Genomic DNA, 24,661 nt, shown 5'->3' with positions numbered 1-24,661 from the left:
CCTCAAGGGGCAGCCCCGGGGGACTTGCCCCCGGGGCCCCCAGGACACCATCCGGCCTAAGCCTTTTACCTAGAAGAGGTCTTCCTCGGGCTCGCCCTCCTTGGCCTCCGCCTCCAAGGTAGCCTCACGGCTGACTTTGGGCCGTACCAGGGGAGCAAAGGCCTCCAGGACCAGGACAAGGCGGGTCTTCTTCCCCTCCTTCCCCTCGTAGGTCTCCGTCTGAAGCCTCCCCTCCAGGAGGGCGTAAGTGCCCTTCCCTGGGTCAAGCTCCCCCAGGGCCTCCGCCAGGCCGTTGAAGGCCAGGACCTCCATGAAGAGGCTCTCGTCTTCCTTCCTCCGCCCCTGCACCGCCACCGAGCTCTTCCAGATGGGCACGCCCTTTTCCGTATAAATGAGCTCGGGCTTCCTCGCCAGGTACGCCTTGGCCGTGATCTTCATCCTTCACCTCCTTGCGCCTCTTCCAGGGGGGGCCTTTGGCCCCCCCAGCTCTACTTCCAGAGCAAGTCTTCCAGCTCGCCCTCCAAGAAGGCCAGAAGCTTCAGGAGTTCTTCTGCCTTCTCGGTTTCCAGGGTGTAAAAGGCGATGAGGTCGCCCTCATGGGCGATCACCCGGTCCAGGAGGGTCTTGATCCTCTCAGCAATCTCCCTCATTGCTGACCTCCTTCGCCTAAGACCGGGGGGCCGCAAGGCCCCCTGGCCTCGCTTGGCAAAACCCCTTGACAAGGGTTCGCAGATTTGCGAATATAGGGGGACCCTCGAGGGTTCCATTCCCGAGAGGCCCCAGTTTCCCAGGAGGTTCCCATTAGCGGAAAACTTGTGCCTCCCAGGTACCGCGAGCTTCGGCGCTGGCTCAGGCAAGCGGGGTTCGAACCTCAGTCCGAAAGAGGCAAGGGAGACCACGAGGTGTGGAAGCACCCAGACGGGCGTCTGGTGGTCCTGGATCCCGGTGAGGACCCCCCTCCCATAGGCACCTTCAAGAAAATCCTCCGGGACGCCGGGCTTCCCGAAGCGCCCTTCCGGGAGCGGGGCAAGGCGGGGAAGCGGAAGAAGGGTTGAAGCGGGGCAACGGCCCCAGAGGAAGAGCGATGAAAGGTTATCCCTGCTACTTGGAGAAAGACGAGAAAGGCAGGTGGGGGGGCTTTGCCCTGGACCTGCCCGTTTACGCCTGGGGCAAGTCCACCCCGGAGGAGGTGGAACGGAGCCTGGCCAAGGGTCTGGCCCTGGCCCTTCTGGAGCTCCAGGAGGGGGGCCAGACTCCTCCTCCCCCTGGCCGCCCCTTGACCCCCGAGGAGGAAGCGGAGAGGGACCGCGAGGGCTACCTCCTGGCCTACGTGGAGCCTCATCCTGTAAACCCCACGAGCCTGGAGCTCCGCCGGGCCTTGAAGGCCAGCGGCCTCACCGCCCGGGAGGTGGCCAAGCGCATGGGCACTACCCCTTCGGCCCTCTCCCGGCTCCTTGACCCCTTCTACTTCGGCCACAGCTTGGAGAGCTTGCGGCGCTTCGCTCGAGCCCTGGGCGGCGAGGTGCGGATCCAGGTGGTGGCCCGGGCGGAAGGCTAGGGGGTGGCCTTCCCCCGGTACACTCCCATCCCCAGGTGGGCGGCCTTCAAGACCGGGCGGAAAAGCCGGGCCTCCCCCAGTACCCGGTAAGGCCCCCGGAAGGGCCAGCTGGGGAGGAAGGCCTCGAGGCGCTCCAGGTGGGGCGGGAGGGGCTTGCCCTCGGCCATGGCCTTCAGGCTCCGCTCAAAGAGGAAGCGCCTTCCCTGGCCGTCCTCCACCTCCACCAGGCGCACCCCCAGGGCGGCCTCGAGGTCCACCAGGAGGCCCAGAACCGCCTCCACCAGGTCCGCCGCCTCCGCCCAGTCCGCCATGGCCCCATCGCTGGAGAGGGCGAGGTACTCCCCCAAGTGGGCCTTGGCCACCAGGAGAAAGGCCTGCACCGCAAGGTCGTAGGGCCGCCGCCCCGTCTTGCAGAAGCCGTAGTGGTGGCCGGGGTGCAGGGAGGAGAGGAAGGGCTCCCCCTCCAAAAGCCCAGGGAAGGCGAAGCCCTCGTAGTCCTCGGGCCGGGGCCCGTTGAAGGCCACCTCGGAAGGGCCGAAGACGGGCTCCCCTTCCCCCAAGGGCCCCGCCAAGGGGGGTAGGTGGGGAAGGAGCCGCCCGAAGTCCTCCAGAATGGCGGAAAGGCGCTCCTGCACCAGGGGAAGGCCCTCCAAGGGAATGTGCCAAGCGTGTCCGTAGCCCATATCCACCTCCTTCAAGACAGGTACTCCCGCCGCAAGGCCTCGGCGGAGTTGTCCTCGCCCAGGGTCCTCTTGACCTGCACTTCCAGGGCGTAGAGCCGGGACACCAGACCCCTCAAGGCCTCGCCCGCCTCCAGAAGCTCCCTCCTCAGGGCCTTGAAGGCCAGGGGGGAACGCCCCTTGAGCTCCCGGAAGGCCCTGGCCTGTGCCAGGAGCATCCGGGCCGCCGCTTCCAGTTCTTCCAGGGGGTCTTGCATGGGCACCTCCCGAGGAAGCCCGGGGGGCCATCCGGCCCCCCTGGCCCCTAAGCCACCTCCACCACCCGCCAGGCCGTGGGGGTGGGGACCAGGACCCGCTCCCCCGGAAGGGGGGTGAGCTCCACCACCTCCACGAAGCCCAGGGCCTCGAGGGCCTCCAAGTCCACCCACCCCTCCGCCACCAGGCGGGGGTGGACCTGGGCCCCGTGCCGCCGCACCAGGGCCTCGAGGGCCTTGTCCGAAACCTTGGCCAGGGGCTTGCCGTCCAGGTTGGGCATGAGGGCCACCATCGCCCACCTCCTGCCCCTGGCCGTGGGGCCGCTAGGCCCCCAGGCTCGCCTTATAGGCCACCCGCACCCCCTCGGGGCTCACCAGGACGATGCCGTCCTCCCCAAGGGCCGTGCTTTGGAAGATGGTCCCCGCGTCCTCCAAAAGGAGGGCGTAGTCCGTCTCCCGGGCCTGCCCGCTCACCCCCGTGGGCCTGCCCCCTCGGAAGGCGATGGCAAAGCTCCCGGCGATCCGGGCGTAGGCCTTGAGCCGCTCGCTGGCCTGGTAAAGCTTCAAGGGTAGATGTTCCATAGCGCCCGCACCTGGGGGGCACCCGTGCCCCCTGGCCTCATGGACTTGGGTTGGCCTCGAGGCCACCTGGGTCAGCCCCAGGGACTACCCCGAGGACCTCGAGGCCCCCATAAGACCAGAAAGCCGGGGGTCAGGGGGATGGCCTCGAGGGCCCCGAGCAGAGGAAGGCACACGCCCACCCCCGGGAGGCCTCGCCCCGGCGCTTTGCCCGCCCCAGGGGGCGTGCGCTCCACGGGTGTGCTCGCCCTTCACCTGAGCGCTCCTGGGTTTTGCCACCCCCTTAGGGGTAGCACCACAAAGGTTTGCTACCCCCTTAGGGGTAGCGCTCCAAGACTTTGCCACCCCTGGGGGGGTTGCACAACAAAGCTTTGCCACCCCCCTAGGGGCGAGCATCACGAAGGTTTGCCACCCCTTGGGGGGTAGCACTACGGATGAGGCGGGATTTTGGGGAAATGGGGGGTAGTAGGGCAACACTTGCTATGCTCGCCCCCTGGGGTGCATCGCAACCGGGCGGGAAAGCGAAAACCCCGGAAGGATAAGGGCATCCTTCCAGGGCTAAGGGCGTCTACCTAGGCGAGGACCGGGGCCTTCAGGACAGGCTCCCCGGTGGCGAGGTCGCGGTAGACGGCGACCTGGCGCTTCCGCCCGTACTGCTTGAGGAGGTAGGCGGCTTGCCGGAGGGCGCCGATGGCCTCCAGCTTGTCCAAAAGGCCAGGGGCGTAGGGCTCCACGTCCTGGGCCAGGCGCCGGGCTTCGCCCACGCTCCACTCCCCCTGCAAGAGGTCCTGCAGGAGGCCCAGGGCGAGCACGGCCTTCATGACCCGCTTGGACGCCTGCCCCCGCACCTCCCAGCCCATGGGGGTCTTGAGGGCCACCGCCTCCTTCCTCACGGGGTCCACCAGGGCGAGGATGGACCCCACGGCCTGCCGGAACGCCTCCTCCCTGGCGGGCAGGCCCGCCACCAGGGTCGGGAGCTCCTCGAGGGTGCCCTTCCAGCCCAGGGTCCTGAGCCTGGCCTCCAGGTCGGCGGGGATGAGGTCGTCCCGGCGGAAGTGGGGGTTGTCCTCCCGCTCCAGGGCTTCCTCCAGGAGGGAAGGCCCCTCTTCCACCTCGGCGTGGGCGAGAAACCGCTCCACCCAGGCCTTGGCCTCCTCCACCCGCTGGTCCCGGTAGCCCCAATGGCGCTCCTCACGGGGCGCGAGGTCGTGGGGATGCACCGCGTAGCGCACCCCTTCCGGGGACTCCCAGGTCATGGGCTTGCGCTCCTCCTGGCCCTTCCCGGTCTGCTTGACCAGGAGGGTGGAGGGCTTCTCCTCCCCCAGGCGCTCCCGGAGGCGGGCCAGGGCGGTCTTTAGGGCGGCCAAAAGGTGGGCGGGCATGTCCTTGGTGTCCACCAGGACGTAGCCTTCCCGGGCCGCCTTGCTCAAGAGGTTCCGCACCGTCCCGTCCTCCTTCCAGAGCTCCCGGAGAACCTCGAGGGCCTCCTGCACCGACCGCGCCTCCCTGCCGCCAAAGAGCGACCGCACGCTGACCTTGGTCATGGCTGTACCTCCGACCTCAGATTATCACTCTGGCGAGGAAGTAGCAACAAAAGAGAAAACCCCGGAAGGAAAAGGGCGTCCTCCCAGGGCCAAAGGGTTGCCAGCCTACGCCGCCGCCTTGTTCATGGCTTGCTTGAGGGCGGCCTCCAGCCTGGAAAGCTCCTCCTCCTCCAAGGTGCCCTCCTCCAGGAAGCGCTCCAGAAGCTCCGCCTCTTCCGCCCCGATTTTCTGCCGGAGGCCGTAGCGCTCGATGGCCTCCTCCAGGGCCTCGAAGGCCAGAGCCTCTTCCCGCTCCCGCTCGTGAGGGTCGTACCCCGCAAACTCCCGGTAAGGGGTGTCCCCTTCCTCCGTGGTGTCGTCCAGGCTCAGGATGGCCTCGGCTTCCGCCAGGGCCAGGGCCTCCTCCACCACCTCGGTCAGGACCCCAAGCTCCTGGGCGATCTCCTCCGGCGTGGGGGCACGCCCGAGGTCGCCCTGAAGCCTCTCGGCGGCCTGCTTCACCTTGGCCACCAGGCGGGAGCTCGTGTACCCCACCCCCCGGTTGCGGTAGAACCACTCCCGCACCGCGCGGTCGGCCTCCACCACCACCCAGAAGGTGAGGCCCTTGGAGTTGAGCTTGGGAAGCTTCCGCTCCCCCGTCCGCCAGGCCTTGAGGGCGCTGTGGGTCTTGAGGGCCACCTCCTGCGCCAGGTCCAGGGCCTCCTCCCCCAAGAGATGGGCCCGGGAGAGCCCCTCTTTGAGGGCCAGGGCGTAGTAGTGCCGCCCCAAAGCCTCCAGATCCCCGGCGACGAAGCTCCTCATGACCTCTTCCCTCGTGGCCAAAGGCCGGACCGCCTCTGCCATGAGCCGGATGGTGTCCTTCATCTTGTACCTCCACCCGCATAGTACTACTTCTTGCGGGGAAGGCGCAACCGTGCTAGGCTAAGGGTGCCAGCCGATGCCCCTTGCCGGATGGTGTCGGCTGTACCTCCACCGAGTAGGCCCCTGGCGCAAGCTGGGGGCCGAAAGGTTTACCGCCTGTCCAAGGCCCGCCTGAGGCGCTCTACCTCTTCCCGGAGCCTCCGAGTCTCCCGGTAGGTGGCCCACTCGGGGTCGAAGAGGGGGCTAGGCTCCATCCGGGCCAGGGCCCGGAGGAGGAAGGGGGCCAGGGCCAGGGCTCCCACGAAGAGGAGAAGCCAGGGCTCGGTCCGGGCCAGGTGGAGCCCAAAGGCCAGGAGGAGGGGCCCCCAGAACCAGGGGCTCAAGGAGGCCTCCTTCAGGGCCTGGAAGGCCAGCCTGCGGTTTTGCTCGCGGATGCGGCTCATCGCTTCCTCCCGATGGGCCCCGTGGGGAGCCCGTGGCGCCACCTCGTCCTATTCTACGCTCTTCCAAAAGCAAAACCCCGGAAGGATAAGGAAGTCCTTCCAGGGCGGAAAGGTTGGAAGGCTCTACTCCAGCACCGCCTGCGGCTCAAAGCCCGCCCAGGTGGCCGCGGCCAGGATCTGCCCCGGGGTAGCACCCCGCACCCTGAGGGCCGGGCGAGGCCAGCCGTGGTCTTCTTGGACCTCTACCCCACCCGGTACGGCCTTCCGCAAGGCATCCTTGAAGACCTGCACCTGCCGCATCTCCTTGAGGATCAGCACCTTCTCCTTCATGGCATTACCAGGATATCCAATTTGACACACACTTAGCAACTGATGACCAATATGCTACACTGTTGCCATGCTGGCTGAAGTCTTCCGCGAGTACGCCAAGCCCAAGGGGCAGGACCGGGGCTACCTGGAGAACCTGGCGGGCTTTTTCCAGCTGGTGGCCCGGGAAAACGGCGAGGAGGAGAAGGTGCGGCTCCTCCTGGGGGAAGACCCCCTCCTGGGGCCCTATCTGGATGTGGACCTGCGGGAAGCTCCCAAGACCCACGCCTGGCTCGCCGCCTTCCGGGAGGCGGCGGAAGCGGGGGGTACCCTGAAGGTCAGGGAGGGCGAAGGGGGTCTGGAAGCCACCGTTCTCCCCCCCAAGAAGGCAGAGGCGTGATAGACTAGCTCTTGGAAGGCTCAGCCTTCTCCTACATGGCACCCCGGGGCGAGAGGCTCCGGGGTTTTTGATGGGCGTTGTCTTAGCTACATACTGAGTTCACCAAAGCACCTTGTAGCTAAGAAATGCCCACCCCTACCCCCCCCCACAACCACCCCACCACGTGCCGCACCCCGTTCCGCCATCCCCGTTCCACCCGGAACCCGGTCATGTACCGCCTCAGCGCCCGTTCCGCAAAAGCCCCCGCCGCCTCCTCCGTGGGCACCCGGCTCCACCGGAGGAGGCGGCGGCCCTCCAAAGGAAGTGGACGAGGACCAGGAACAGCCCTAAGAGGCTCAGGACCATAGCATCAGGACCATTCCCCGCAGGAGCAGGGCCGTTCCATAGAGGAATACCGGGAGGTCCATCCCCCGGAACGACCCCCCACCGTCCTTCCACCCCAGGCGTTCCGCCCCCCAGGCCCCGAGGACCGCCAGGACCCCCCAGGGGCCGTAGACCCCAAGCCCCACCAGGGCGTGGCCCGCCCGAGGCCAGGGGCCCCGTTCCGCCAGGAGAACGCCCAAGGGGGCAAGCCAAAGCCCCCGGAACAGGAGCCCTCCCAGGAGGAAGGCCAGAACCCCAAGGGCTCGGTGCCCTCCCCCTCTCTCCCAAAGGCGCAAGACTCCCTGGCCCACCCACAGGGCCATGGGAAGGCTTCCTCCCGGCATCCCGGCCCCCATCCACCCGAGGCCGGAGAAGAGGGCCTCCCGCCACCCCACCTTGCGGCCCAGGAGGACCCCCGTGAAGAGCGCCCCGTAAGGCCCCTCCAGGAGGCCCGCCAAGACCCCGCCCACCTCAGGCGGAAGCCCCTTCCGCCCTGCGGTAGACGCCGCCATCGCTTTGCACCAGGCCCATCTCCACCAGGCGCTTGAGCCTGCGGGCCACGGTGGACTTGGGCCAGGAGAGCTCCCGGGCTAAGGCGCTTGGCCCCTTGGGGGAGGAGAGGGCCTCGAGGAGCCGGGAAAGCTCCCCTTCCTCCTCCGCCCCGGCCTCTCCGTTCACGGGCGGGGCTTCCCGTACCCAGGACGTTCCGGCCTCCCGTTCCCCCGGGGGCGGGGTGGGAACAGCATCCGTTCCGTTCCCGTTCCATGGGGTGCGAACGGGATCCGTTCCGTCCCGTGGGGTGCGAACGGCATCCGTTCCGTTCCACGGGGGGAACACCCCCTCCCGGCTGGTCCGGGACAAATCGGCCTCCAAAGACACGGCCCTCTCCCGGCGTTCCGCCCCCAGCCGCCCCTTGAGCCCGAGGCCCATGGAGGTCAGGTTCCCCCAGAAGACCACCCCCGCCCCCACCAGGCTCCCCCAAAGGGCCCAGGTGGAGCCCAGGATCACGGAGGCGAAGGAGAGGTAGAAGGTAGCCGCCTCTACCGCGAAGGCGATAAAGGGGGCGGCCCGCACCCCCTCGGCGTCGAAGCGGGCGTAGTAGTGCCTTAGGTGGGCGTAGCTGGCGGCCAGGGCGGTGGCGTAGACCAAAACCCCCGTCCAGGCCAGGATGGGGGCCTTGTCGGAGGCCTCCCCCACCACCTTCCCGGTGATGAAGCCCACCACGGGCATGGCGGCGGCGGCGATGGCCGCCTGGGCGTAGAGCCTCACCATGGGCGCCACCCCTCCACCTTAGGCACCCTCCGGGCCCAAACCCCCCGCAGGGCCCGCCTTAGGAGCAGGAGCAGGAGGAGCCCAAAGAGGACCAGCCCCGCCCCCAGGACCACCCCCGCCTTCACCCCCTGGTCCGCCCCCAGGGCCCAGGCGGCGTAGATCACCTTGGCGGGCACCTGGTGCTCCCCCACCTGGACCACGCCCTCCACGTCCTCCCGAAACAGGCTCCGGGGGAGGAAGACCACCATGTCCCCCGCCCGCAGGACCACGGTCTCCTTCATTCCTTCCCTCCCAAAAGGCCGAAGAGGCCCTTGCCCCGGCCCTTGGCCTCGAGGGTGCGGCGGAAGGCCTCGGTGATGCGCTTGGCCCACTCCTCCAGGGCCTTGAGCCGGGGCTCCACCTCGCCCCGCCAGAGGTCCGTGGCCAAGCGGAGCCTTTCCTCCATCTCCGCCAGGGCCTCCGCCTTGGCGCTCCGCACCAGACCCTCCACCCGCTTGAGGTCGGCGCCCCCATGGCCCTCCAGGGCCTCGAGGCCCCTCCTCAGGGCCTTGAGCTCGGCGTAGTGCCCCTGCAGGGCCGCCTTCACGCCCCCGTAGCGGGTGGCCTCCCGCTGGACCCGCTCCTCCAGGCGGGCCAGCTTCCTTCCCAGTTCCTCTACCTGGGCGGAAAGCCTGCCGATCTGGATGAGGGCGGCATCAAGGTCCCTGCGGGGGAGGTCGGACCCATCCCCCGGTGGGGCCACCGCCTCCGCCAGGCGCAAGAGCTCGCTGGCCCGGGCCTGGGAAGCCCTCAGCCTCTCCTCCATCTCCCGCACGGCCTCGAGGGCCGCCCGCCTGCCCCGGTCGGGGTGGTAGAAGAGCAGGGCCTGCCGCAAGCGCTCCCTGTAGAGAAGGGGGTTGCTCGAGGGGTCTTCCCCGAAAACCGCCTGGTAGGCCTGGCGCCACTTGCGCTCGTCCTTGGCCCCCTCGCCCTCCACCTCACCCGAGGCGAGGGGCTTCGCCGGGCCCTCTTCCCCTTCTGGGGGCTCAGGCGTGGGCGGAACGTCCCCGCCCTCCCCCTCCTGAAGGGCACCGCCCTCCGGGTTTCCCTCTACCCCCAAGGCGACCAGGGCCTCCTCGTAGCTTGCGGCCAGACGCTCGTTCACGAGCACCGTGGCCACCTGGAGCAGGGGCCCCTCCAGGGGGGTGGCCCGCTTGCCCGTGAGGGCACGGTACACCTCGAGGGCTCGCCGGGAGACCTGGGTTTCCCTGGCCTTACGCACCACCTCTTGGGCCACCCCGGGCTCCAGGGCGGCCAGGCGCTCTTCCACCTCCTGCCACACCGCTTCCAGCGCCATACACGCCTCCTAACCCGCCGCCACCAGGACCAGGTAGGAACCCAGGAGGGCGGGGAAAAAGGCCACAATGAACCCGTAGCCCTCCTCCTCCTTCCGAAGAAAGCCGTCCACCGCCAGGGCCAGGGCCAGGTAGGCCAGGGCGGCGTAAGGCCCCCCCAGATAGAGGACCATGCCCCCGGCCAGGCCCAGCACCGCTCCCCCGTAAACCACCCCCACCCGCCCCCGGAAGAGGTAGCGAAGCCCGGGGGAGAGCACCAGGAGGGTGGTGGCGGGGTTCTGGCCCAATAGCTCCACCAGGAAGTAGGCCCCAAGCAGGGTGAGAAGGGCCAGGCCCGCCAAGGGAACCACCTCTTTGGCCAGGATCACGGCAGCACCACCCGCCTCTCCCCGTCCAGGAGGTCCACCACCCCCTCCGTGGTCCTGGCCCCCACCAGGCGGAAGAGGACCATGCGCCCCGTGGGGGCGGAAAGCTCCGCCACCCCGTTCACCACCATGGCCCGGTCCGCCAGGCGGTAGCCGGGGTACCCGGGGGGCGAGGGGTCCCCGTAGAGGGCTACCCCCTCCTGGTCCTCCGGGCGCAGCCAGACCTCTCCGTAGGCCGTGGTGTCCGCCGTGAACCCGGGGGCGGTGAGGGCCACCCGCACCCGCTTGCGGGCCATGGGCACGGTGCGGCTCTCCCCCGCCTTGGCGCTCACCTCTCCCTCCTGGTAGGGGAAGCCGTCCCGGAAGGAGCGCACCACGATCGCCCGGTAGTTCCCGTCCGGGGGCACCAGGGAGAGGGTGAAGGGGGGCGTGCAGGACCGGGCCGCCTCCACCTCCCCCAAAAAGGCGGCCACGCAGGCCGTCCCCGAGGCCAGCCCCTCTGGGGTGAGCCGGATGGGGGCGTACTGGGGGGCAGGCACCCGCACCCGGAGGCCCTCAGCGGGGCCTTCCACCAAGACCCGGGCCTCCGCCGCCCCGTCCCTGACCCGCACCGCCACCCTGGGGGCCGTGGGCACGGCGAGGCTAGGCCCCCCTCGGGCCACCAGGACCATGCCCTCGAGGCCCCCCGGGGGGCTGTCGGGGAAGGCGCTCACCCCAAAGGCCCACTCCCCTCCGACCCAGGCCTCGTAAACCGCCCCGCCCCCCGCCCAGGAGGCCTCCACCTGCAAGGAGAGGGTCTTGCGGGCCACCTCCACCCGGGCTGTGGCCCCAGGCTGGAGGCGCACCCGTCCCGCAAAGCCCTGCACGGGAACCCCCCGCCACTCGGCCAGGACCTCCACCGGGTACTCCCCGGAAAGCCCCCGGAAGCGGAAGAGGTCCCCGTCGCACCGGGTCTGGGCCTGCCCCTGGACCTTCACGGTGAGGCAGGCCCCTTCCTTGGCCCCCACCACCTGGAGCCGGGCGGGCCCCTGGAACTCCTGGGCGAACTCCCCGCACCCGGAGAGGAGGCCCAAAAGGGCGAGGAGCCCGGCCTTAGAAGCGAACCTCATACCCCACCCGCACCCCGCCGAAGAACCCCGTGGCCGTGGTGAAGCGGAAGCGCTCGGCATAGGAGGCCACCCCGAACCCCCGGAGGCCGTCCCGGTAGCCGCCCGTGAGGGTGAGGCGGAAGGGGGCCAGGGAGGCCTCCACCCCGCCCGCCACGAAGTAGGCGCTCTCCCGCCCGATGTCCTCGTGGGGCACCGCATAGGCTCCCCGCAGGCTTAGGGCGAAGCCCGCCCCGGGGTAGGTGGCGCTCAGGAAAAGGGCGGAAAGGGGCGTATCCCCCTCCCCCAGGCCGAAGTAGCGCCCGAAGCCCAGGGTGAGGTCCACCGGGCCCAGGAGGGCGCCCCCTTGGGCCTCAAGCCAGTACCTGCCGGGCTCGCCCCCCACCAGGCCCGCCCCGGCCCCAAGCCGGGCGTAGACCCCAGGGAGAAGCCCCCCCTGGCGCTCGTGCTCCACGTAGGCGGCCCCGAAGAGGTAGCCCCCGTCCCCCACCCCCACCTCTCCCAGGAAGCGGATCCCGCTGAAGAGGCCGTAGCGGGCCAGGGCCTCCCGGCCCAGGGCGTCCCGGTAGCGGAGCTCCAGGGGGCCCGCCCGCAAGGCGGCCTCCGCCCCGTCCGTCCCCAGGCGCAGGTGCGCCTCCCCGTAGCGCAAGGAGAGCCCCGCCAGGGGGCCTCCCTCCCCCACCCCCAGGAAGACCTCCCCTTGCGCCCGGCTCCGGGTTGCCTCCTCCAGGGCCTTGGCCCGCTCCTCCAGGGCGTAGACCCGCCGCCCCGTGGCCTGGGCCTCCTTGAGCCTCGCCTCCTCCGCCTCCTTGAGGCTTCGGGCCAGCTCCTCCACCGCCCGCTCCAGGGCGGCGAGCCGGGCTTCCAGGGCGGCCAGCCTCGAGGCCTGCTCCCGGTAGGCCCCGTCCGCCCGGGCCAGGGCCTCCTCCAGGGCCTTCACCTTGTCGGCCTGGGCCTTGGCCTCCCCCTGGGCCTCCAGGAGGCTCACGAGGGCCGCCCTGAGCTCCTCCAAGTCCGCGCCCAGGGCCTCAAGCCGCACCCCCTGCTCCGCCAAAGCCCTTTCCACCTGGGGCAAGGCCTCCTGCAGGGCGGCCAGGCCCGAAAGCGCCTCCGCCACCCGCTCCGGGGCTAGGCCAGCGTCCTCCAAGGTCTTGCGCACCTGGGCCAGGACCTCCTCCGTCCAGGTGAGGTAGGCCCGGTAGAGCATCACCGCCGCCTGGTAGCGGCTCAGGGCCTGCTGGCCCCGGAAGGTGCCGTCTTGGTAGCCGGTGAGGATGCCCTTCTCCAGAAGGGCCCGCACCGCCGCCTCCGCCCAGTGCCCCCGGGGCACGTCCGCCATCTGGGCCTTGGCCAGAAGCCCCACCGCCGCCATACCTGCGAGAAGGGACAAGCGCTTCATGTCAGTCATAGAATACATGACCTATGATTGAATAGCAACACATTACTTACCTTGCGCACCGGGGGAGTAAGCGGATGAAGGGGAAGTTGTATCCTTAGGGCGTGAAGCGCACCTTTACCGCCCACCTTTGGCAGGAAGGGGACCTCTGGGTGGCCCAGTGCCTGGAGGTGGATGTGGCCAGCCAGGGGGCTACCGAAGAGGAAGCCCTGGCCAATCTCAAGGAAGCCCTGGAGCTCTACTTTGAACCTCCCACCCCCACCCGGGTGCCCGTGGTGCGGGAGGTGGAGGTGGAGCTTGGGGCCGCTTAGGCCCCTCTCCTTCCGGGAGGTGAGGCGCCTCGAGGCCGCAGGCCTCCGGCCCCAATGCCCCTGTGTTCCCGGGAATCTCGAGGAAGCGTGGGAGGGAGCTTTTCCCGTAGGTTTCCCGGTGGTACCCTAAGGGCATGAGGCGGCTTGGGATCAAGGGGAAGAAGGGGCTTGTGCGCAAGGGTCTGGTCGGGGTCAAGCGTGGGAGCCTCAAGGAGGACAGGGAGGCCCGGGCCCTGATGCGCCGCATCCTGGAGGAGAACCTGGAGACCTTCCAGCTCCTAGCGCGGTACTAAGGCCCTGCTGTGCCTGCCAAGCTCTACTACCGCCACGGCGGGCACAAGTTTTTGACCCCGGAGGCCATCCGGGAGGCTCACCGGGAAATCATAGGCGAAACGGGGGGTCTTCCGGGACTTAGGGACAAGGAAGCTTTGCAGCGTGCGGCCTATGCACCCACGGAGAGTGCCGGAGGGCAGGACGCTTACCCCACCTTGTTCACTAAGGTGGCTGCTGTGGGATACCGGCTCTGCCAGGGGCATCCCTTCATAGACGGCAACAAGCGCACGGCCCTGCACGCCATGGTATGGACCCTGGGGGCGAACGGTTACAGGGTGCGCCTGCAGCCTCTGGCTAGCGCTACGGTGATGGTCTTGGTGGCCACGGGACACCTTTCCATACCTGGTCTCCGCATCGCCCTGATCCTCTGGTGTGGTTTGGACCCGGCAGACGAAACGCTGTAGTCCCCACAAGGAGCGAAAAAAGCTGTGGTCCTCTCGCAACCGCCTAAGGGAGTAGGCCCCGGAATCTCCGGGAATACCGGGAACAGAGGGGGCTTGTGCCGTGCCGGAGGGGATTTCTGGTGTTCCCGGGTGGATGTGGCCAGCCAGGGGGCTACCGAATGGGAAGCGTTCGAAGCCCTGTAGATCGGGCCCTTGTGCGGCCACCCTTTATTCCCAAACCCCCAAGCGCACCCCCTCGGGCTCCCTTCCCTCCAGGAGGTCGTCCAAGGCCTGGCCCAGGTCGGGGTAGAGGAGGAAGCGCCCCTTGCCCACCACCTGCAGGGCCATGGCGAAGGCGGGCCGGGTGCGCCGGGCCCGGGCCTTGAGGTCGGGCTCCCCCAGGACCGGGTGCAGGGCGGGGTTCTCCAGCACGTCCAGAAGCCTCTCCCCGTGGGCGGTGGCCACCACCCGCACCCCTCTACGGCTTGCGGTGAGGCATTCCTGGACGTCCTCGTTGTAGCCGATCTCGTCCACCACCACGATCTCCGGGGAGTGGTTGGCGATGGCCTGGTAGATGACCCGCCCCTGGTTTCTGCTGGGGGGGTCCGGCACCTGCATCCGGCGGGCGGGGCGGATCCCGGGGTGGGGGATGAGCCCATCCCCCCCTATCTCGTTGGAGGTGTCCACGGCCACCACCCGGCTCCCGTAGACCTCCGCCAGGATGCGCACGATGTCCCGGAGGAGGGTGGTCTTCCCCGTGCGGGGCGGCCCCACCACCAGGAGGCTCCCGCCCCCCTCCACCAGGTAGGGCCTGAGGGGCTCGGCCACCCCTTCCACGAACTTCCCCACCCGGATGGTGATCCCCGCCATCTCCTCCAAGGCGGAGAGGATGCGGCTGATGCGGTGGAGGGTGCCCTCGAGGCCCGCCCGGTTGTTCTCCTTGAACCCCCCCACCCGGTGGAGCACGAAGTCCAGGTCCTCCTTGCGCACCTCCCGCTCCGAGTAGAAGGTTCTGCCCCCCACGGTGTAGGCCAGGGGGTAGCCCAGGTCCAGGGCTAGCTCCTCCAAATCCACCCCGTGGCCCTCCACCTCCCGCCTTATCCATGGGGGAAGCTTCTCCATGAGGAGGGCGAACTCCCGCTCAAAGCCTTCCCGTATGCGCACACTCATCGGTCCGACACCCCCGAAAGGAAGCCACCAAAAAGCCCCAGGGAAAGGCCCAAGGGGGCTCCCGCAAGAAGCGCCCAAACCCCCCGGCCCAAGCCCTCCAAAAGCCCCGCCAAGGTCCCAGGGTCCGCCCGGCCCATGGCCCAGGCCAGGGCGTAGAGGATGGCCAAGGGGGGCAGCACCACCAGGACCAAGCGGGCCAGGGCGTACCCCAAGAGGAAGCCCAGGACCAGGTGGACCCACGACCCCGCCATCACCTCGTGCCCCAGGCGTTCCAGGAGGCTAAGGATGGGCAACTCCGTCATCCCCCACCCCGCAGGAAGCCCCGGTAGACCCGGAGGACCCGCTCCACGTAGCGCTCCGTGGAGGCGGGGATCCGCCCCGAGCGCACCGCCCCGAGCCCGGCGTTGTAGGCGGCCAGGGCCTTCCGCCAGTCCCCTGTGGCCAGGTAGAGCTCCCGCAAGTGCTTGGCCGTGGCCCACAGGGCCCACTCCGGGTGCGCCCGCCACTCGGGAGGGGCCCCGGTGGTGCGGGTCCAGGTGCCCGGCATGAACTGGCCCAGGCCCACCTCCCCCGCCCGCCCCACCGCCTGGGGGCAGTAGCCGCTTTCCACCCAGACCACCGCCGCCACCAGGTAGGGGTCCACCCCCCAGGCCCGGGCGTGCCGCCAGGTGAGGTGCCAGAGGTCATGGGGGATGTGCCCGCAGGCCAGGGCGGGCACCAGGAGGAAAAAGAGGGCCGCTAGCCGTCCCACCGCTTCCCCAAGGCCTCCCGCACCGCCTTGAGCTCCCCGTAGACCCCGGAGAGGAGGAGGAGCCCAAGCCCGTAGAGGGTGAGCATCACCCCAAGCCCCACCCCGGCCCCGTCCAGCCGGATGAGGGAGAGGAGGAGGACCAAAAGGCCCAAAACCCCCACCCCCTTGCCCGCCAAGCTTCCCAAGCGCTCCAGGTTCATCGGCCACCTCCTTGCCTCAGGTACTCCCGCTGGTACATGCGGTGGATCCAGTCCTCCACGCCGAAGGGCACCGCCCCCAAAAAGGCCCGGTAGAAGCGCTCCACCAGAGGCTCCGGGGCGGCCTCCTCCAGGGTGGTGGCCAGGTAGCCCCGCCTCAAAAGAAAGGCCGCCTTGCGGTCCACCACCAAAAACTCCCCTTCCACCCTGGGGGCGAACCGCACCGCCGCCCCCACCAGGGCCAGGGAGGGGGCGTAGCTCGCCCGGTGCACCAGGCCCTCAGCCGTGGTGAGCAGGTACACCTTCACCCCCCGCTCCACCCGGGCCTGCCTCAGGGCCTCCGCCAGGGGCTTCAGGTCCAGAAGGCCCACCTGGACCATCACCTCCCCCGTGGCGCTCCGTACCGCCTCCGCCGCTTCCAGGGGCGTGAGCTCCTTCCCTAGGGCAACGGAAGCCAGCCAGACCAAGACCAGGACGCAAGCGCACCTCATCCCCCAAGACCTCCACTCCTTCCCCGCACACCCGCCTCAAGAGCACCCGCTCCGCCTCCTCCCGGGGGAGGGAGAAAGCCTCGGGCACGGGCTCTCCCCGGTGGTCCTTGTGCCACCTCTCCACCACCCGGCACCAGCGGATGAGGGCGTGGTAGCCCCCCCGCTCCTCCTTCTCTAGGGCCTCGAGGCCCCCCTTGGTGAGGGAAAGCCGGGGAGGCTCCCCCTCCACCTGGCACCACCCCCGCTTGGCCCAGGCGGGCTCCGGCAGGGGAAACCCCTCGGGCAAGTCCATGTCCAGCCGATTGGTCTCCGATTTCACGTAGTAGCGCTTGAACCGGGGCAGCCTGGCGGTGAGGGCCTCCAGGTAGAGGAGGAGGCTGGCAGCCCTCGAGGGGTCCTCGGCCCAAGGGGTGCGGGAAGGCCCTTGGGAGGCCGGGGGCTCCACCTTGGGCCGCGCCTTGGGCAAGGGGATGCCCTGCACCTTGGCCTCCGCCTTGCGGGCCTTCTCCCAAAGGCCATGGAGGAGGTGCTCCTTCCGCCACATGCCATAAAGGCGCATCCGCACCGGGGGCACCCCCTCCAGGAGGACCACCGCCTCCCCCTTCTCCGCCGTGCGCATCTCTTCCGGGGAAAGGAGGGGCCTCGCCACCTCCCGCTCCCCCAAGGACCGGGCCGTGGGAATAGGCAGGACCCCCTTGCGGGTGGTGCCCCGCACCTCCTGCATCACCGAGGTTTCCCCCAGGATCTCCGAAAGCCTCTCGGCGTCGTTGTCCGAAAGCCCCGAGAGGAAGTAGACCCGCTGGGCGAAGGTGCCCTCTATGGCCTCCCACTCCTCCCCGTAGACGGCCCGCCCCTGGTCCGTGTTCTGCACGGCGATGTGGTAGGCCACCCTCCGGGAGCGCATGGTGCCCAGGTTCTCCTTGATCCCGGGGAGGAAGCCGAAGTTGGGGAACTCGTCCCAGTAGACGCTCACGGGCACCTTGAGCCTGCCCCCGTTCCGGTTAGCGTGCTGGAGGGTCTTCAGGTCCACGATGCGCTTCAGGAGCTTGAGGAGCACGTACCCCGAGGCGTTGTCCCCGATGAGCTCCTGGGGCACGCCGATGTAGACCAGGCTGGGCTCGGAGAAAACCTTCGCCCAGGGGACCTCCATGGGCCCGGGCTCCGTGGCGGCGGCGAGGCCCGGGTCCAGCCAGATGGAGAGGCGGTTCCGGGCCCCGTTCAGGATCCCCGCCAGCTGGTCCTGCCGCATCTCCAGGAGGGTCTTGAGTTCCACCTGCAGGTAGGGCCGCACCTCCACGTAGGCCTTGAGCCCGGCCACCCCGTCCCCCAGGATCCGGTAGACGTGGGCCAGGGAGTACCTCCCCTCCACCCCCTCGGCGTGGATCAGGGCCTGGAGCAGGGTCCGCTCGAGGCCCGGGTAGAACTCCTTGGAGTCGGGCACCTTGGGGTTTCTGGGAACGAAGATCTCGGCGATGAGCTTGGCCTGCACCGGGTCCTCGGCCCCCTCCAGGAAGTTGATGCGGAAGGAGCGTTCCCCCCAAGGGGTAAAGGCGTACACCGGGCGCCCGAAGTGGCTGTAGTAGGCCATGGCCTCCATGAGCCCGCCCCGGTCGGGGTACTTGAGGTCGTAGACGATGGCCGTCCAGCCCTCCTTGGCGTCCAAGAGGAGGTTGGGCAGGTAGTAGCCCGAGGTCTTCCCGTGCCCGGGCTTGCCCACCACCAGGGTGTGGGCCACCCTAAGGCCCTCAGGCACCCGCAGGGGCTTGCGGCCCACCTGCCCGTACCACCCCGCCCCCCTTTCCGTGAGGTAGGGCTTCAGGTCCTTGGCTGTGGCCCAGCGCCCGAGGCCGGGGAGCTTCCTGGGCCGCGCCGGGTTCACCACGAAGGGGGAAAGCCCCACCACGAAGCCCAGGACCAGAACAAGTCGCATGAGGTCCAGGTCCAGGCGCTCCGTCCAGACCTGGTTGAGCCGGTCCCCGCAGGGGGTGTTCAGGGCCAGCATGCAGGGGCCCATGAACTCCAGGCCCCGGGCCCCGGGCCTGCCGATGGCCCGGTCCCAGCCCGCTCCTGCCAGGAGGTGGGCGGCCTCGAGGCCCGCCCTCCCCCCCAGGTAGAAGACCACCCCTAGGCTTCCCAGGAAGAGGAGGAAGCCCAGGGCCCGGAGGAGCCTAAGCCAGGGAGGCGTGGCGAAGAGGGAGTCCATCTACCGCCTCTTCCGGGCCCGGTCGGTCCAGCGCCAAGGGGCCACGGGAGCCCCCCGGTATTCCGCCAAAACCACCTCCAAGCCTGGCTGGTAGGGCTTGTGCTCCACAGGTTCCCGCCTAATCCACTTGGGTCCGCGATCGATCCAGCGCTTCATCCTTCACCTCCTTCCTCACCAGGGCCCTTTACCCAAGTTTGGCCCCCCCGCCCGGCCCACCTCCCTGGGGGTGGGGGCCCCTCCACCACCTCCCCGGAGGGGCGGCTGTAGGGGGACCTGTCCGTCCACCTGCCGGGGGCCGTGGGGGCCGGGTTCCCCTCCAGGGGCCCTTGAGGGGTGTAGCTCACGGGCTCCCCGGGGCCGCTCCGCACCACGATGGGCTGGCTCTCCGGCCCGTAGCCCACCGCCCGGTGCCTCCAAGGCACCGCCCCTGGGTCTTCCTGACCAAGAGCCGTGCGCTCGTAGCTTGGGGGCACGTCCCCGCCCCCTCCCCTCGAGGCCATCCACTCCCTGGCCGCCCCGTAGGCCTGGGCCCCCTTGGCGGCCACGCCCCCCGCCAGGGCACCCGCCGCCCCTGCGGCCATGCCCGCCGCCTGCACCGCCCCGGCCCCCGCCTGCACCACCCCACCCATAGACCTTTGGGCGAGCCCGGTGGCGTAGCCGATGGCCGCCGCCGTCACGGCCAGGGAAAGCCCGCCGAAGAAGCTGGCGACGAGGCTCGCCAGGTACCCCGTGATGAGGAGGGCCGCCGCCATGCCCCCCATGGTCATGAAGAGGGTCTGCACCCAGGCCTGGAACATGTCCACCAGGCCCTTGGCGATCCCCGCCACCGTGACCCCCACCTGCCGCATGGTGAGCCCGATGGCCTCCTTGGTCATGATCCCGCAGGCCCGGGGGGACAGGACGGCGTTGGGGTCCGGCTCCACGTTGCGGTAGTCCAGCCTGCCGTCCGTGGGGTTCACTACCACCTCGAAGCCGCAGATCCTGGGGTCCCACCGGTTGGCGGTGGCCAGGTTTTGCAGGTTCTGGGCGAACACCTCTCGGTTGGTGCGGTACTGGTCGGTGAGGGCCTTCACCGTGTCGTCCACGATGGTCTTGGCCTGGCTGGCGATGTAGGCGGCGGGCCGGGCCACCCCGAGCTCCATGCCCCCCCGCACCACAAAGGGCCCCACCGCCCCCATGATGAAGGCCCACACCACCACGGAAAGCCAGCGCCCGAAGAGGCTTGGCCCCAGTCCGATGGGCAGGGCGATGCTCCCCGCCACGATGGGCCAGAAGGCGGAGGCCAGCATGAACATGGTGGAGATGATCACGGTGAGGACCATGGCCGTGATGACGAAGGGCACCAGGAGGAGGGAGGCGGGGTTCAGGAGCTGGGCGGCGGTGCCGATGCCGGACATCACCTTGTCCAACCAGTCGGGGCCGTTCGCCGTGTTCAGGTAGGTGCCCGCGGCGTTCACCACTCCTGCCTCGAGGATGGCCACGATGGTGAAGAGGGGGTTGATCACCGCCCCCAGGGCCTTCAGGTTGTTGCTGGCCTCGGTGATGGCATCGGCGAGCTCCGTGCGGAAGGTGTTGGTGACGGCGTAGTAAACCCCATCCACTCCGCCGAAGGTCTGGTCTAGGACCTCCCCGAACCACAAGAACCCCCCCGCCAAGACCACCCGGGCCATGGCTGCCAGGATCTCCTCCAGGCTCCCGTAGTAGACTGCCCGGAGCAGGCTCCAGATGAGGCCCACCACGATCAGGCTCCGCCCGATGGTGTAGGCCCCCGACTGGAAGTCCCGCATGGCGGCCTTGAAGAGGGCGATCCAGTCGTTGAGGTTCAGCATGGCCCCCAGGACCCCCGTCACGAAGTCCCGCACCCCCTGGTCGATCTGGCCCTGGGGGGGCGGGGGCGGATCGGCCAGGGCCGCGAGGAGGAGGAAAGGCAGGAGGACCCAAAGCCGCTTCACGGCCCACCTCCGGGGAGCCCCCCGCTTTGGGCCCGCCACTGCTGGGCCAGCACCTTCATGGCCTCAGCGGCAGACACATACCGGGCCGAGGTGGCCTCCGCCTGGGCCGCCACCTTGGACATGGCCGCCCGGAGCTCATCCACCTGGTTTTTCTCCTGAAGGCGGATGAGCTCCACCAGGTTCTGGTTCACCTGGGCAAGCTGCTCCACGGTAAGGGCCTGCTGGGCCGCCAGGTTCTTCATCTCCTGCACCGCCCGGAAGGAGTCTTGGGCCTGGAGGCGGATGAGCTCGGCAAAGCCCCGCACCACCACCTCCGTCACCTCCCGGGTGGAGGGAGCGCTTTGGGCCTCGGCGAGAAGCTGCTCGGAGATGCCGGGGCTCGTGGGGCCCGTGCTGCTTCCCGAAACCGGGGTGCCTCCGCTTGCGGCCCCAAGGTACGGGCTTTGCCCCTGACCGAGGCCCCCTCCCGGGGAAGGGGCTGGGCTCCCCCCAGGGCCTGGGGCGGGCAGGGGAAGCCCGGGGCTTTCTGCCGAAGCCCCGCTGAGCCCTCCCGTGAGGCTGGCCCACCCCTTGCTCACCGCCTCGGCCACGAAGTTCCAGGCGGCCCCCAGGGTGTCCCAGAGGTCCTGCAGGGTGCTCTCCAGGCTGGTGTTCTCCTGCTGGTTCTGCACGTTCTGGGCCACCCGGCTCTGGTTTTCCAGAAGCTGGGCGGTGCGCTGGAGGTCCTTGAGGCTCTGCTGGGTGGCCTCGAAGCCCAGGAAGGGCACGGCCCCCGCCACCACCCGGGTCCACCACTCCGGGCCCCAGTAGGGGTAGTCCGTGCCCGGCTGCCACCCCTCGATCTCCTCCACCTGCCTGGCCCTCGCCCGGGCCAGGGCCCGCAGGATGGCCTCCTTGTTCCGGCGGATGTCGCTCATGAAGCTGTCCAGGCTCTGATCAATCTGGTCCACCACGGGGTTCAAGGTGTGGAGGCCCAGGCTCTTGCCCAGCCAGTCCAAGGCCAGGCCCGTGCCGTAGTAGATGGCCTGGTTCTTGAAGTCCTCCCACATGTCCCCCAGCTGGTTCCAGTACCGCACCGCCTTGCGCACCGTGCGGTGGGCGGTGCAAAGCCAGCGCACCGAGGCCAGGTCGTAGAAGCCGATGTAGCGGCAGGCTTGGGCGATGAAGTTGTCCAGGTTCTCCGCGAGGCCCTGGGCCTCGAGGCTGGCGGAAGCCCCCACGCCCCCCCTCACCCCCAAGGGGAGGAGGGCGTAGGCGGTGCCGCTTCGGGCTCCGGCGTAGGCCACCTCCAGCCGCACCGCCTGGGTGCCCCCGAAGCCCGTGGTGTCCCAGTACCGGGCCACCTCTCCCCCCTTCAGGCCGGGCCGGGACTCCAGGACCACCCGCCCCGAGGGCAGGGCCACCGCCCGCACCTGGAGGACGCTCTCCCCCTCCTCCGGCACCACCCGGGCGGCGAGGCGCACCACCCGCCCCTCCTCGTAGACCCCGGGCCTGGGGGAAAGCCACTCCACCCGCACCGCCCAGGCCGGAGCCAGAAGGAGGGGTAGGAGGAAAAGGAAGCTCCTCATGCCCGCCCCTCCGCCAGGTCCCGCACCGCCTTGAGGACGTCCCCCCCGTAGGCCTCCACCAGCTTCCGCCGCTTGGCCGCCTCTTCCTGGGCGCTAGTGAAAAGCCAGTAGTCGTAGGGGGTGGGCCAAAGCTGGAGCACGTCCCCCTCCTTTTGGTCGTCCCGCACGCTCCAAACCATGAGCTCGCTGAACTTCCCCTTGACCCCACCCAGGGAGCGGAAGACGGCCATGGCCCGGTCGGGGAGGTGGAAGAGGCTCTGCACGTACTCGTCCTCCCCCTGCACCCGGAGGAGGAAGAACCAGGTGGTGTTCTGCACGATGCGCCCGGCGCTTTCCCCCTGGAAGTCCTGGAGGCTTTGGGTGATGGACCAGATGCCCCCGCCCAGGTGGCGGAAGCGGCGGTAGAGCTCCTCCACCAGGTTGGCGGCGTAGCGGTTCTTGAACACCTTCCAGGCCTCGTCCAAGACCACCAGGATCCGCCTCTCTTCCCCCCGCCGCTTCCCCTCCAGGGCCCGCTTCCAGATGAGGCCCGCCATGAGCATGGTCCCCACCACGTCCAGGCCCTCGTAGGCGTCCAGGCCCTCGAGCTCGTAGCAGACCACCCGGGCGCTGGACACGGGGACGCTGGTGGGGCGGTCCACGAAGCTGCCCATGGGGGAGTCCCCCGTCCAGGACTGGAGCCTCAGCGCCAGGCTCCTGGCCACCTCCTTCTCCGAGGGGGAGACGCTTCGCCCGCCCAGCTCGTCCAGGGTGAGGAGGGTCTTCACCAGGTCGGAAAGCCGCGCCCCCAGGTAGCGCTTCTCCTCCGTGCCGTCATCGAGGAGGTCCACGGTGGTGGCCCGCTTGTAGGTCTGCTCGATGGCCGCCTCCAGGATGGCGTTCTCCACCGCCTCCTCCGTCTTGTCCTCCCCGGGAGGGACCATGGCCCGGAGGATCTTCAGGAGGTCTCCCTTCTTCTCCGGGGAGGGCTCCACCTCGCCTTCGTCCAGGTCGAAGGGGTTCACAGCGGTGCCCGCCCCGGGGCGGATCTCCACCAGAGCCCCCCCGAAGGCCTCCACCAGGGCCTGGTAGTTCTTGCCCCGGTCCAGGATGACCACGCTCACGCTGTCGTCCCGGAGGAGTTCGGAGATGAGGTACTGCACCGCAAAGGTCTTGCCGCTCCCCGAGCCCCCCACCACGATGCCGTTGTAGTTCCTGAGCCGCTTGTCGAAGGGGTCCACGTAGACCAAGGCCCCTTGCCGGTTCTGGAAGAGGGCCACGGGCCTGGGGCTCCCCTTCCAGGCCCCGGTGGTGGGGAGGAAGTGGGCGGCGTTGGTCTCCAGGAGGTAGACCCGCTCCTCCGCTAGGCCCCCAGAGAGGGGGGCCAGGTTGAGCCAGGGGGTGAGGAGGCCGTTCCTCAGGACCCGGAAGGGGTTCCCGGGCACCTTGGAGAGGGCGGACATGGCCTGGGCGATGCGCCCCTCCAGGGCCCGGCGGTCCCGGTCCAGGAGGACCAGGCTCACCCCCACCTGGAACACGTGGTCCCCCGTTTGGGAGATGTGGGTGATGGCCCCTTCGGTCTCCGCCTGCCCCACCCGCACGTTGGGGTCCACATAGGTTCCCGACTGGCTGGCGGCGTAGTAGCGCCGGGCCCGGGCCTTGAGGGCCCTGAGGGCCATCTCGTGGGGCTCGTGGAAGAAGTCCATGACCAGGTAGAAGCGGCTTCCCCCCGCCTGGGCCAGGATGTCCCCCATCTCGGCGTAGGTTTCGTCGGGCACGGTGTAGAGGGAGAGAATACCCGCCCACATGCCCCCCACGTAGAGGGCGTCCCGGTAGGAGTTGTCCACCTCACTCCGGGCCAGGAGGGCCCTCAGGGTGGGCGGGCGCAGGGAGGGGATGCGCCGCACCGCCTCCCGGGGGTAGCGCTGCCAGGTGGGGCGGTACTCCGGCACCTCCGCCAGGGCCAGGGCGGGGTTCAGGTAGCGGTAGGCCAGGGCAAAGAGCTCCTGGTCCCCTAGGGGCACCGCCCGGATGCGGTAGGCCATGGCCGTCTGCAGGATGCGCTCCCTGACCCTCGAGGCCTCCCGCACCACCTCCGCCCATTCCTCCCGGGTGAAGGGCACCCGCCTCTTCCGGTGGCGCACCCGCCCCAGGAGGACGGTGAGGTAGACCCGCTTCTCCAAGACCCCCTCGGCCTCCCACCGCCAACGCCAGGCCTCGTAGCGCCTGTCCTGTAGAAAGCGGGCCACGGGGTGGGCAGGCTCCCCCTCCCGGTAGGCCTCCACCCGGGAAGGGTGGGAGGGAGAGACCTCCACCAGGAGCCGGGCCCGGGCCCCCTCGGGGATGGCCGTGCGAAGGAGGCTCTTCAGGACGGCCACCAGGCCCTCCATGTAGGCGGTGTGCACGAAGAGGGTGGGGCCCATTTCCAGGGCCACCCCAAGCTCCACCCGGCCATCGGAGAGGACCATGAGGCCGTCTTGGATCTCCCAGTACGGCAAGAGCGCGGTGAGGGAAGCCTCCCGCGCCCGGGAGAAGGGATTAGCGGTTCCAGCGCTCGTCATAGATGAGAGGCGTGGTGTCCTCGTCCCGCTCCGGCTTGTACCGCTCCTTCTGGGTGATCCAGGCCACCTCCTGCCAGAGGCTCGCCCCCGGGAAGCGGAGCCGGAGCCGATCGGAATACTTGATGGCCCCGTAGCCCATAAGCCCCGCCAGCACCAGGCCCAGAGCCGGGTGTGGCAGGGCTCCCCCGATCTGCAAGCCGAAGGTCATGGCCACCGCCCCCAGGAAAAGCTGCCAAAGCTCCAAGCCCAGGAGCGTGAGGGGTTGGTAGAGCCGCCACACCCGGAGCCTGAGCACGCCTCA

35 protein-coding genes are annotated in these 24,661 nt (G+C 69.4%); 6 read left to right on the top strand and 29 right to left on the bottom strand.

Annotation, left to right across the window (positions count from 1 at the left end):
• Window positions 1-69 precede the first annotated feature (69 nt).
• Both ABXG85_RS09505 and ABXG85_RS09500 read right to left on the bottom strand, forming a co-directional pair.
• On the bottom strand, window positions 70-438 hold the full coding sequence (locus ABXG85_RS09505; RefSeq protein ID WP_038029171.1) for a single-stranded DNA-binding protein: 369 nt from the start codon (window positions 436-438) through the stop codon (window positions 70-72).
• Window positions 439-488: 50 nt separating this feature from the next.
• Window positions 489-650 (bottom strand): hypothetical protein, encoded by a 162-nt coding sequence (locus ABXG85_RS09500; protein ID WP_156919400.1) that lies wholly within the window; start codon window positions 648-650, stop codon window positions 489-491.
• Between the two features lie 165 nt (window positions 651-815).
• Here ABXG85_RS09500 and ABXG85_RS09495 point away from each other — a divergent pair, with 165 nt between their 5' ends.
• Window positions 816-1,055, top strand: coding sequence for a type II toxin-antitoxin system HicA family toxin (locus ABXG85_RS09495; RefSeq protein ID WP_038029173.1), 240 nt, complete (start codon window positions 816-818; stop codon window positions 1,053-1,055).
• A 50-nt stretch (window positions 1,056-1,105) separates the two neighbouring features.
• Window positions 1,106-1,558, top strand: coding sequence for a helix-turn-helix domain-containing protein (locus ABXG85_RS09490; RefSeq protein WP_295429153.1), 453 nt, complete (start codon window positions 1,106-1,108; stop codon window positions 1,556-1,558).
• Here the strand turns inward: ABXG85_RS09490 and ABXG85_RS09485 are convergent.
• The 8 genes from ABXG85_RS09485 to ABXG85_RS09450 all read right to left on the bottom strand — a co-directional run bounded on the left by ABXG85_RS09485 (window position 1,555) and on the right by ABXG85_RS09450 (window position 6,249).
• On the bottom strand, window positions 1,555-2,241 hold the full coding sequence (locus ABXG85_RS09485) for a hypothetical protein (RefSeq protein ID WP_295429150.1): 687 nt from the start codon (window positions 2,239-2,241) through the stop codon (window positions 1,555-1,557). The genes ABXG85_RS09490 and ABXG85_RS09485 overlap by 4 nt on opposite strands.
• A gap of 11 nt (window positions 2,242-2,252) precedes the next feature.
• A complete protein-coding gene (locus ABXG85_RS09480; RefSeq protein WP_038029175.1) occupies window positions 2,253-2,495 on the bottom strand; it encodes a hypothetical protein in 243 nt (80 codons plus the stop codon).
• A 47-nt stretch (window positions 2,496-2,542) separates the two neighbouring features.
• Window positions 2,543-2,785, bottom strand: a complete 243-nt coding sequence (locus ABXG85_RS09475; protein WP_038029177.1) for a hypothetical protein — start codon at window positions 2,783-2,785, stop codon at window positions 2,543-2,545.
• A gap of 31 nt (window positions 2,786-2,816) precedes the next feature.
• Window positions 2,817-3,059: a hypothetical protein gene (locus ABXG85_RS09470; RefSeq protein ID WP_038029218.1), complete on the bottom strand. Its 243-nt coding sequence runs from the start codon at window positions 3,057-3,059 to the stop codon at window positions 2,817-2,819.
• A 584-nt stretch (window positions 3,060-3,643) separates the two neighbouring features.
• Window positions 3,644-4,615, bottom strand: coding sequence for a hypothetical protein (locus ABXG85_RS09465; RefSeq protein WP_038029179.1), 972 nt, complete (start codon window positions 4,613-4,615; stop codon window positions 3,644-3,646).
• Window positions 4,616-4,720: 105 nt separating this feature from the next.
• Window positions 4,721-5,479, bottom strand: coding sequence for a sigma-70 domain-containing protein (locus tag ABXG85_RS09460; protein ID WP_038029181.1), 759 nt, complete (start codon window positions 5,477-5,479; stop codon window positions 4,721-4,723).
• A 146-nt stretch (window positions 5,480-5,625) separates the two neighbouring features.
• Window positions 5,626-5,919 carry a hypothetical protein gene (locus ABXG85_RS09455; RefSeq protein ID WP_038029183.1) on the bottom strand — a complete coding sequence of 98 codons (294 nt, stop codon included), beginning with the start codon at window positions 5,917-5,919 and terminating at the stop codon, window positions 5,626-5,628.
• Between the two features lie 123 nt (window positions 5,920-6,042).
• Entirely contained in the window at window positions 6,043-6,249 is a 207-nt protein-coding gene (locus ABXG85_RS09450) for a hypothetical protein (RefSeq protein ID WP_295429140.1), read from the bottom strand.
• Between the two features lie 67 nt (window positions 6,250-6,316).
• Here ABXG85_RS09450 and ABXG85_RS09445 point away from each other — a divergent pair, with 67 nt between their 5' ends.
• On the top strand, window positions 6,317-6,625 hold the full coding sequence (locus ABXG85_RS09445; protein WP_295429137.1) for a hypothetical protein: 309 nt from the start codon (window positions 6,317-6,319) through the stop codon (window positions 6,623-6,625).
• 118 nt (window positions 6,626-6,743) lie between these two features.
• Here ABXG85_RS09445 and ABXG85_RS09440 read toward each other — a convergent pair whose 3' ends face one another.
• The 8 genes from ABXG85_RS09440 to ABXG85_RS09405 are packed head-to-tail and all read right to left on the bottom strand — an operon-like array spanning window position 6,744 to window position 12,464.
• Complete coding sequence (locus tag ABXG85_RS09440) at window positions 6,744-6,923, bottom strand: hypothetical protein (RefSeq protein WP_318768557.1); 180 nt, start codon at window positions 6,921-6,923, stop codon at window positions 6,744-6,746.
• 37 nt (window positions 6,924-6,960) lie between these two features.
• Window positions 6,961-7,458: a hypothetical protein gene (locus ABXG85_RS09435; RefSeq protein WP_295429133.1), complete on the bottom strand. Its 498-nt coding sequence runs from the start codon at window positions 7,456-7,458 to the stop codon at window positions 6,961-6,963.
• A 1-nt stretch (window position 7,459) separates the two neighbouring features.
• Window positions 7,460-8,260 (bottom strand): helix-turn-helix transcriptional regulator, encoded by an 801-nt coding sequence (locus tag ABXG85_RS09430; protein WP_353513417.1) that lies wholly within the window; start codon window positions 8,258-8,260, stop codon window positions 7,460-7,462.
• The gene (locus ABXG85_RS09425) at window positions 8,254-8,541 is read right to left on the bottom strand and encodes a hypothetical protein (protein ID WP_295429131.1); all 288 of its coding nucleotides are present in this window, start codon (window positions 8,539-8,541) and stop codon (window positions 8,254-8,256) included. The genes ABXG85_RS09430 and ABXG85_RS09425 overlap by 7 nt, the downstream gene beginning before the upstream one ends.
• Window positions 8,538-9,596: a hypothetical protein gene (locus ABXG85_RS09420; protein WP_295429129.1), complete on the bottom strand. Its 1,059-nt coding sequence runs from the start codon at window positions 9,594-9,596 to the stop codon at window positions 8,538-8,540. Before ABXG85_RS09420 ends, ABXG85_RS09425 begins: the two co-directional genes overlap by 4 nt.
• A 9-nt stretch (window positions 9,597-9,605) precedes the next feature.
• Window positions 9,606-9,962, bottom strand: a complete 357-nt coding sequence (locus ABXG85_RS09415) for a hypothetical protein (protein WP_253269361.1) — start codon at window positions 9,960-9,962, stop codon at window positions 9,606-9,608.
• The gene (locus tag ABXG85_RS09410; RefSeq protein WP_038029191.1) at window positions 9,959-11,068 is read right to left on the bottom strand and encodes a hypothetical protein; all 1,110 of its coding nucleotides are present in this window, start codon (window positions 11,066-11,068) and stop codon (window positions 9,959-9,961) included. The genes ABXG85_RS09415 and ABXG85_RS09410 overlap by 4 nt, the downstream gene beginning before the upstream one ends.
• Complete coding sequence (locus ABXG85_RS09405) at window positions 11,052-12,464, bottom strand: S-layer homology domain-containing protein (RefSeq protein WP_295426778.1); 1,413 nt, start codon at window positions 12,462-12,464, stop codon at window positions 11,052-11,054. The genes ABXG85_RS09410 and ABXG85_RS09405 overlap by 17 nt, the downstream gene beginning before the upstream one ends.
• A 101-nt stretch (window positions 12,465-12,565) precedes the next feature.
• Between ABXG85_RS09405 and ABXG85_RS09400 the strand changes: the two genes are divergently transcribed.
• The 3 genes from ABXG85_RS09400 (at window position 12,566) to ABXG85_RS09390 (ending at window position 13,509) form a co-directional block, all read left to right on the top strand.
• Window positions 12,566-12,772 (top strand): type II toxin-antitoxin system HicB family antitoxin, encoded by a 207-nt coding sequence (locus tag ABXG85_RS09400; protein WP_038029197.1) that lies wholly within the window; start codon window positions 12,566-12,568, stop codon window positions 12,770-12,772.
• A 134-nt stretch (window positions 12,773-12,906) separates the two neighbouring features.
• On the top strand, window positions 12,907-13,065 hold the full coding sequence (locus ABXG85_RS09395; RefSeq protein WP_156919402.1) for a hypothetical protein: 159 nt from the start codon (window positions 12,907-12,909) through the stop codon (window positions 13,063-13,065).
• A gap of 9 nt (window positions 13,066-13,074) precedes the next feature.
• Window positions 13,075-13,509, top strand: coding sequence for a type II toxin-antitoxin system death-on-curing family toxin (locus ABXG85_RS09390; RefSeq protein WP_038029200.1), 435 nt, complete (start codon window positions 13,075-13,077; stop codon window positions 13,507-13,509).
• Window positions 13,510-13,716: 207 nt separating this feature from the next.
• Here the strand turns inward: ABXG85_RS09390 and ABXG85_RS09385 are convergent, their stop codons facing one another.
• The 11 genes from ABXG85_RS09385 to ABXG85_RS09335 are packed head-to-tail and all read right to left on the bottom strand — an operon-like array spanning window position 13,717 to window position 24,655.
• Window positions 13,717-14,658 (bottom strand): AAA family ATPase, encoded by a 942-nt coding sequence (locus tag ABXG85_RS09385; RefSeq protein WP_295426788.1) that lies wholly within the window; start codon window positions 14,656-14,658, stop codon window positions 13,717-13,719.
• Entirely contained in the window at window positions 14,655-14,960 is a 306-nt protein-coding gene (locus ABXG85_RS09380; RefSeq protein WP_295426790.1) for a hypothetical protein, read from the bottom strand. Before ABXG85_RS09380 ends, ABXG85_RS09385 begins: the two co-directional genes overlap by 4 nt.
• Complete coding sequence (locus tag ABXG85_RS09375; protein WP_295426793.1) at window positions 14,957-15,409, bottom strand: lytic transglycosylase domain-containing protein; 453 nt, start codon at window positions 15,407-15,409, stop codon at window positions 14,957-14,959. Before ABXG85_RS09375 ends, ABXG85_RS09380 begins: the two co-directional genes overlap by 4 nt.
• Window positions 15,397-15,609 carry a hypothetical protein gene (locus ABXG85_RS09370; protein ID WP_295426796.1) on the bottom strand — a complete coding sequence of 71 codons (213 nt, stop codon included), beginning with the start codon at window positions 15,607-15,609 and terminating at the stop codon, window positions 15,397-15,399. The genes ABXG85_RS09375 and ABXG85_RS09370 overlap by 13 nt, the downstream gene beginning before the upstream one ends.
• The gene (locus ABXG85_RS09365; protein ID WP_156919403.1) at window positions 15,606-15,986 is read right to left on the bottom strand and encodes a hypothetical protein; all 381 of its coding nucleotides are present in this window, start codon (window positions 15,984-15,986) and stop codon (window positions 15,606-15,608) included. Before ABXG85_RS09365 ends, ABXG85_RS09370 begins: the two co-directional genes overlap by 4 nt.
• Window positions 15,886-18,300, bottom strand: coding sequence for a type IV secretory system conjugative DNA transfer family protein (locus ABXG85_RS09360; protein WP_353513416.1), 2,415 nt, complete (start codon window positions 18,298-18,300; stop codon window positions 15,886-15,888). The genes ABXG85_RS09365 and ABXG85_RS09360 overlap by 101 nt, the downstream gene beginning before the upstream one ends.
• Window positions 18,301-18,456, bottom strand: coding sequence for a hypothetical protein (locus ABXG85_RS09355; RefSeq protein WP_295425680.1), 156 nt, complete (start codon window positions 18,454-18,456; stop codon window positions 18,301-18,303).
• Window positions 18,453-20,252 carry a hypothetical protein gene (locus tag ABXG85_RS09350; RefSeq protein ID WP_295425679.1) on the bottom strand — a complete coding sequence of 600 codons (1,800 nt, stop codon included), beginning with the start codon at window positions 20,250-20,252 and terminating at the stop codon, window positions 18,453-18,455. Before ABXG85_RS09350 ends, ABXG85_RS09355 begins: the two co-directional genes overlap by 4 nt.
• The gene (locus tag ABXG85_RS09345; RefSeq protein WP_297715747.1) at window positions 20,249-21,820 is read right to left on the bottom strand and encodes a hypothetical protein; all 1,572 of its coding nucleotides are present in this window, start codon (window positions 21,818-21,820) and stop codon (window positions 20,249-20,251) included. The genes ABXG85_RS09350 and ABXG85_RS09345 overlap by 4 nt, the downstream gene beginning before the upstream one ends.
• Window positions 21,817-24,360 carry a TraG/VirB4 family ATPase gene (locus ABXG85_RS09340; protein ID WP_295426154.1) on the bottom strand — a complete coding sequence of 848 codons (2,544 nt, stop codon included), beginning with the start codon at window positions 24,358-24,360 and terminating at the stop codon, window positions 21,817-21,819. The genes ABXG85_RS09345 and ABXG85_RS09340 overlap by 4 nt, the downstream gene beginning before the upstream one ends.
• Window positions 24,338-24,655, bottom strand: coding sequence for a hypothetical protein (locus tag ABXG85_RS09335; protein ID WP_295426153.1), 318 nt, complete (start codon window positions 24,653-24,655; stop codon window positions 24,338-24,340). Before ABXG85_RS09335 ends, ABXG85_RS09340 begins: the two co-directional genes overlap by 23 nt.
• Window positions 24,656-24,661: the final 6 nt, after the last annotated feature.

This window comes from Thermus sp. LT1-2-5 (assembly GCF_040363165.1).
Lineage (GTDB): Bacteria > Deinococcota > Deinococci > Deinococcales > Thermaceae > Thermus.
The sequence above is the reverse complement of the archived record's forward strand: the minus strand, read 5'-3'. Positions and strand labels throughout refer to the sequence as shown.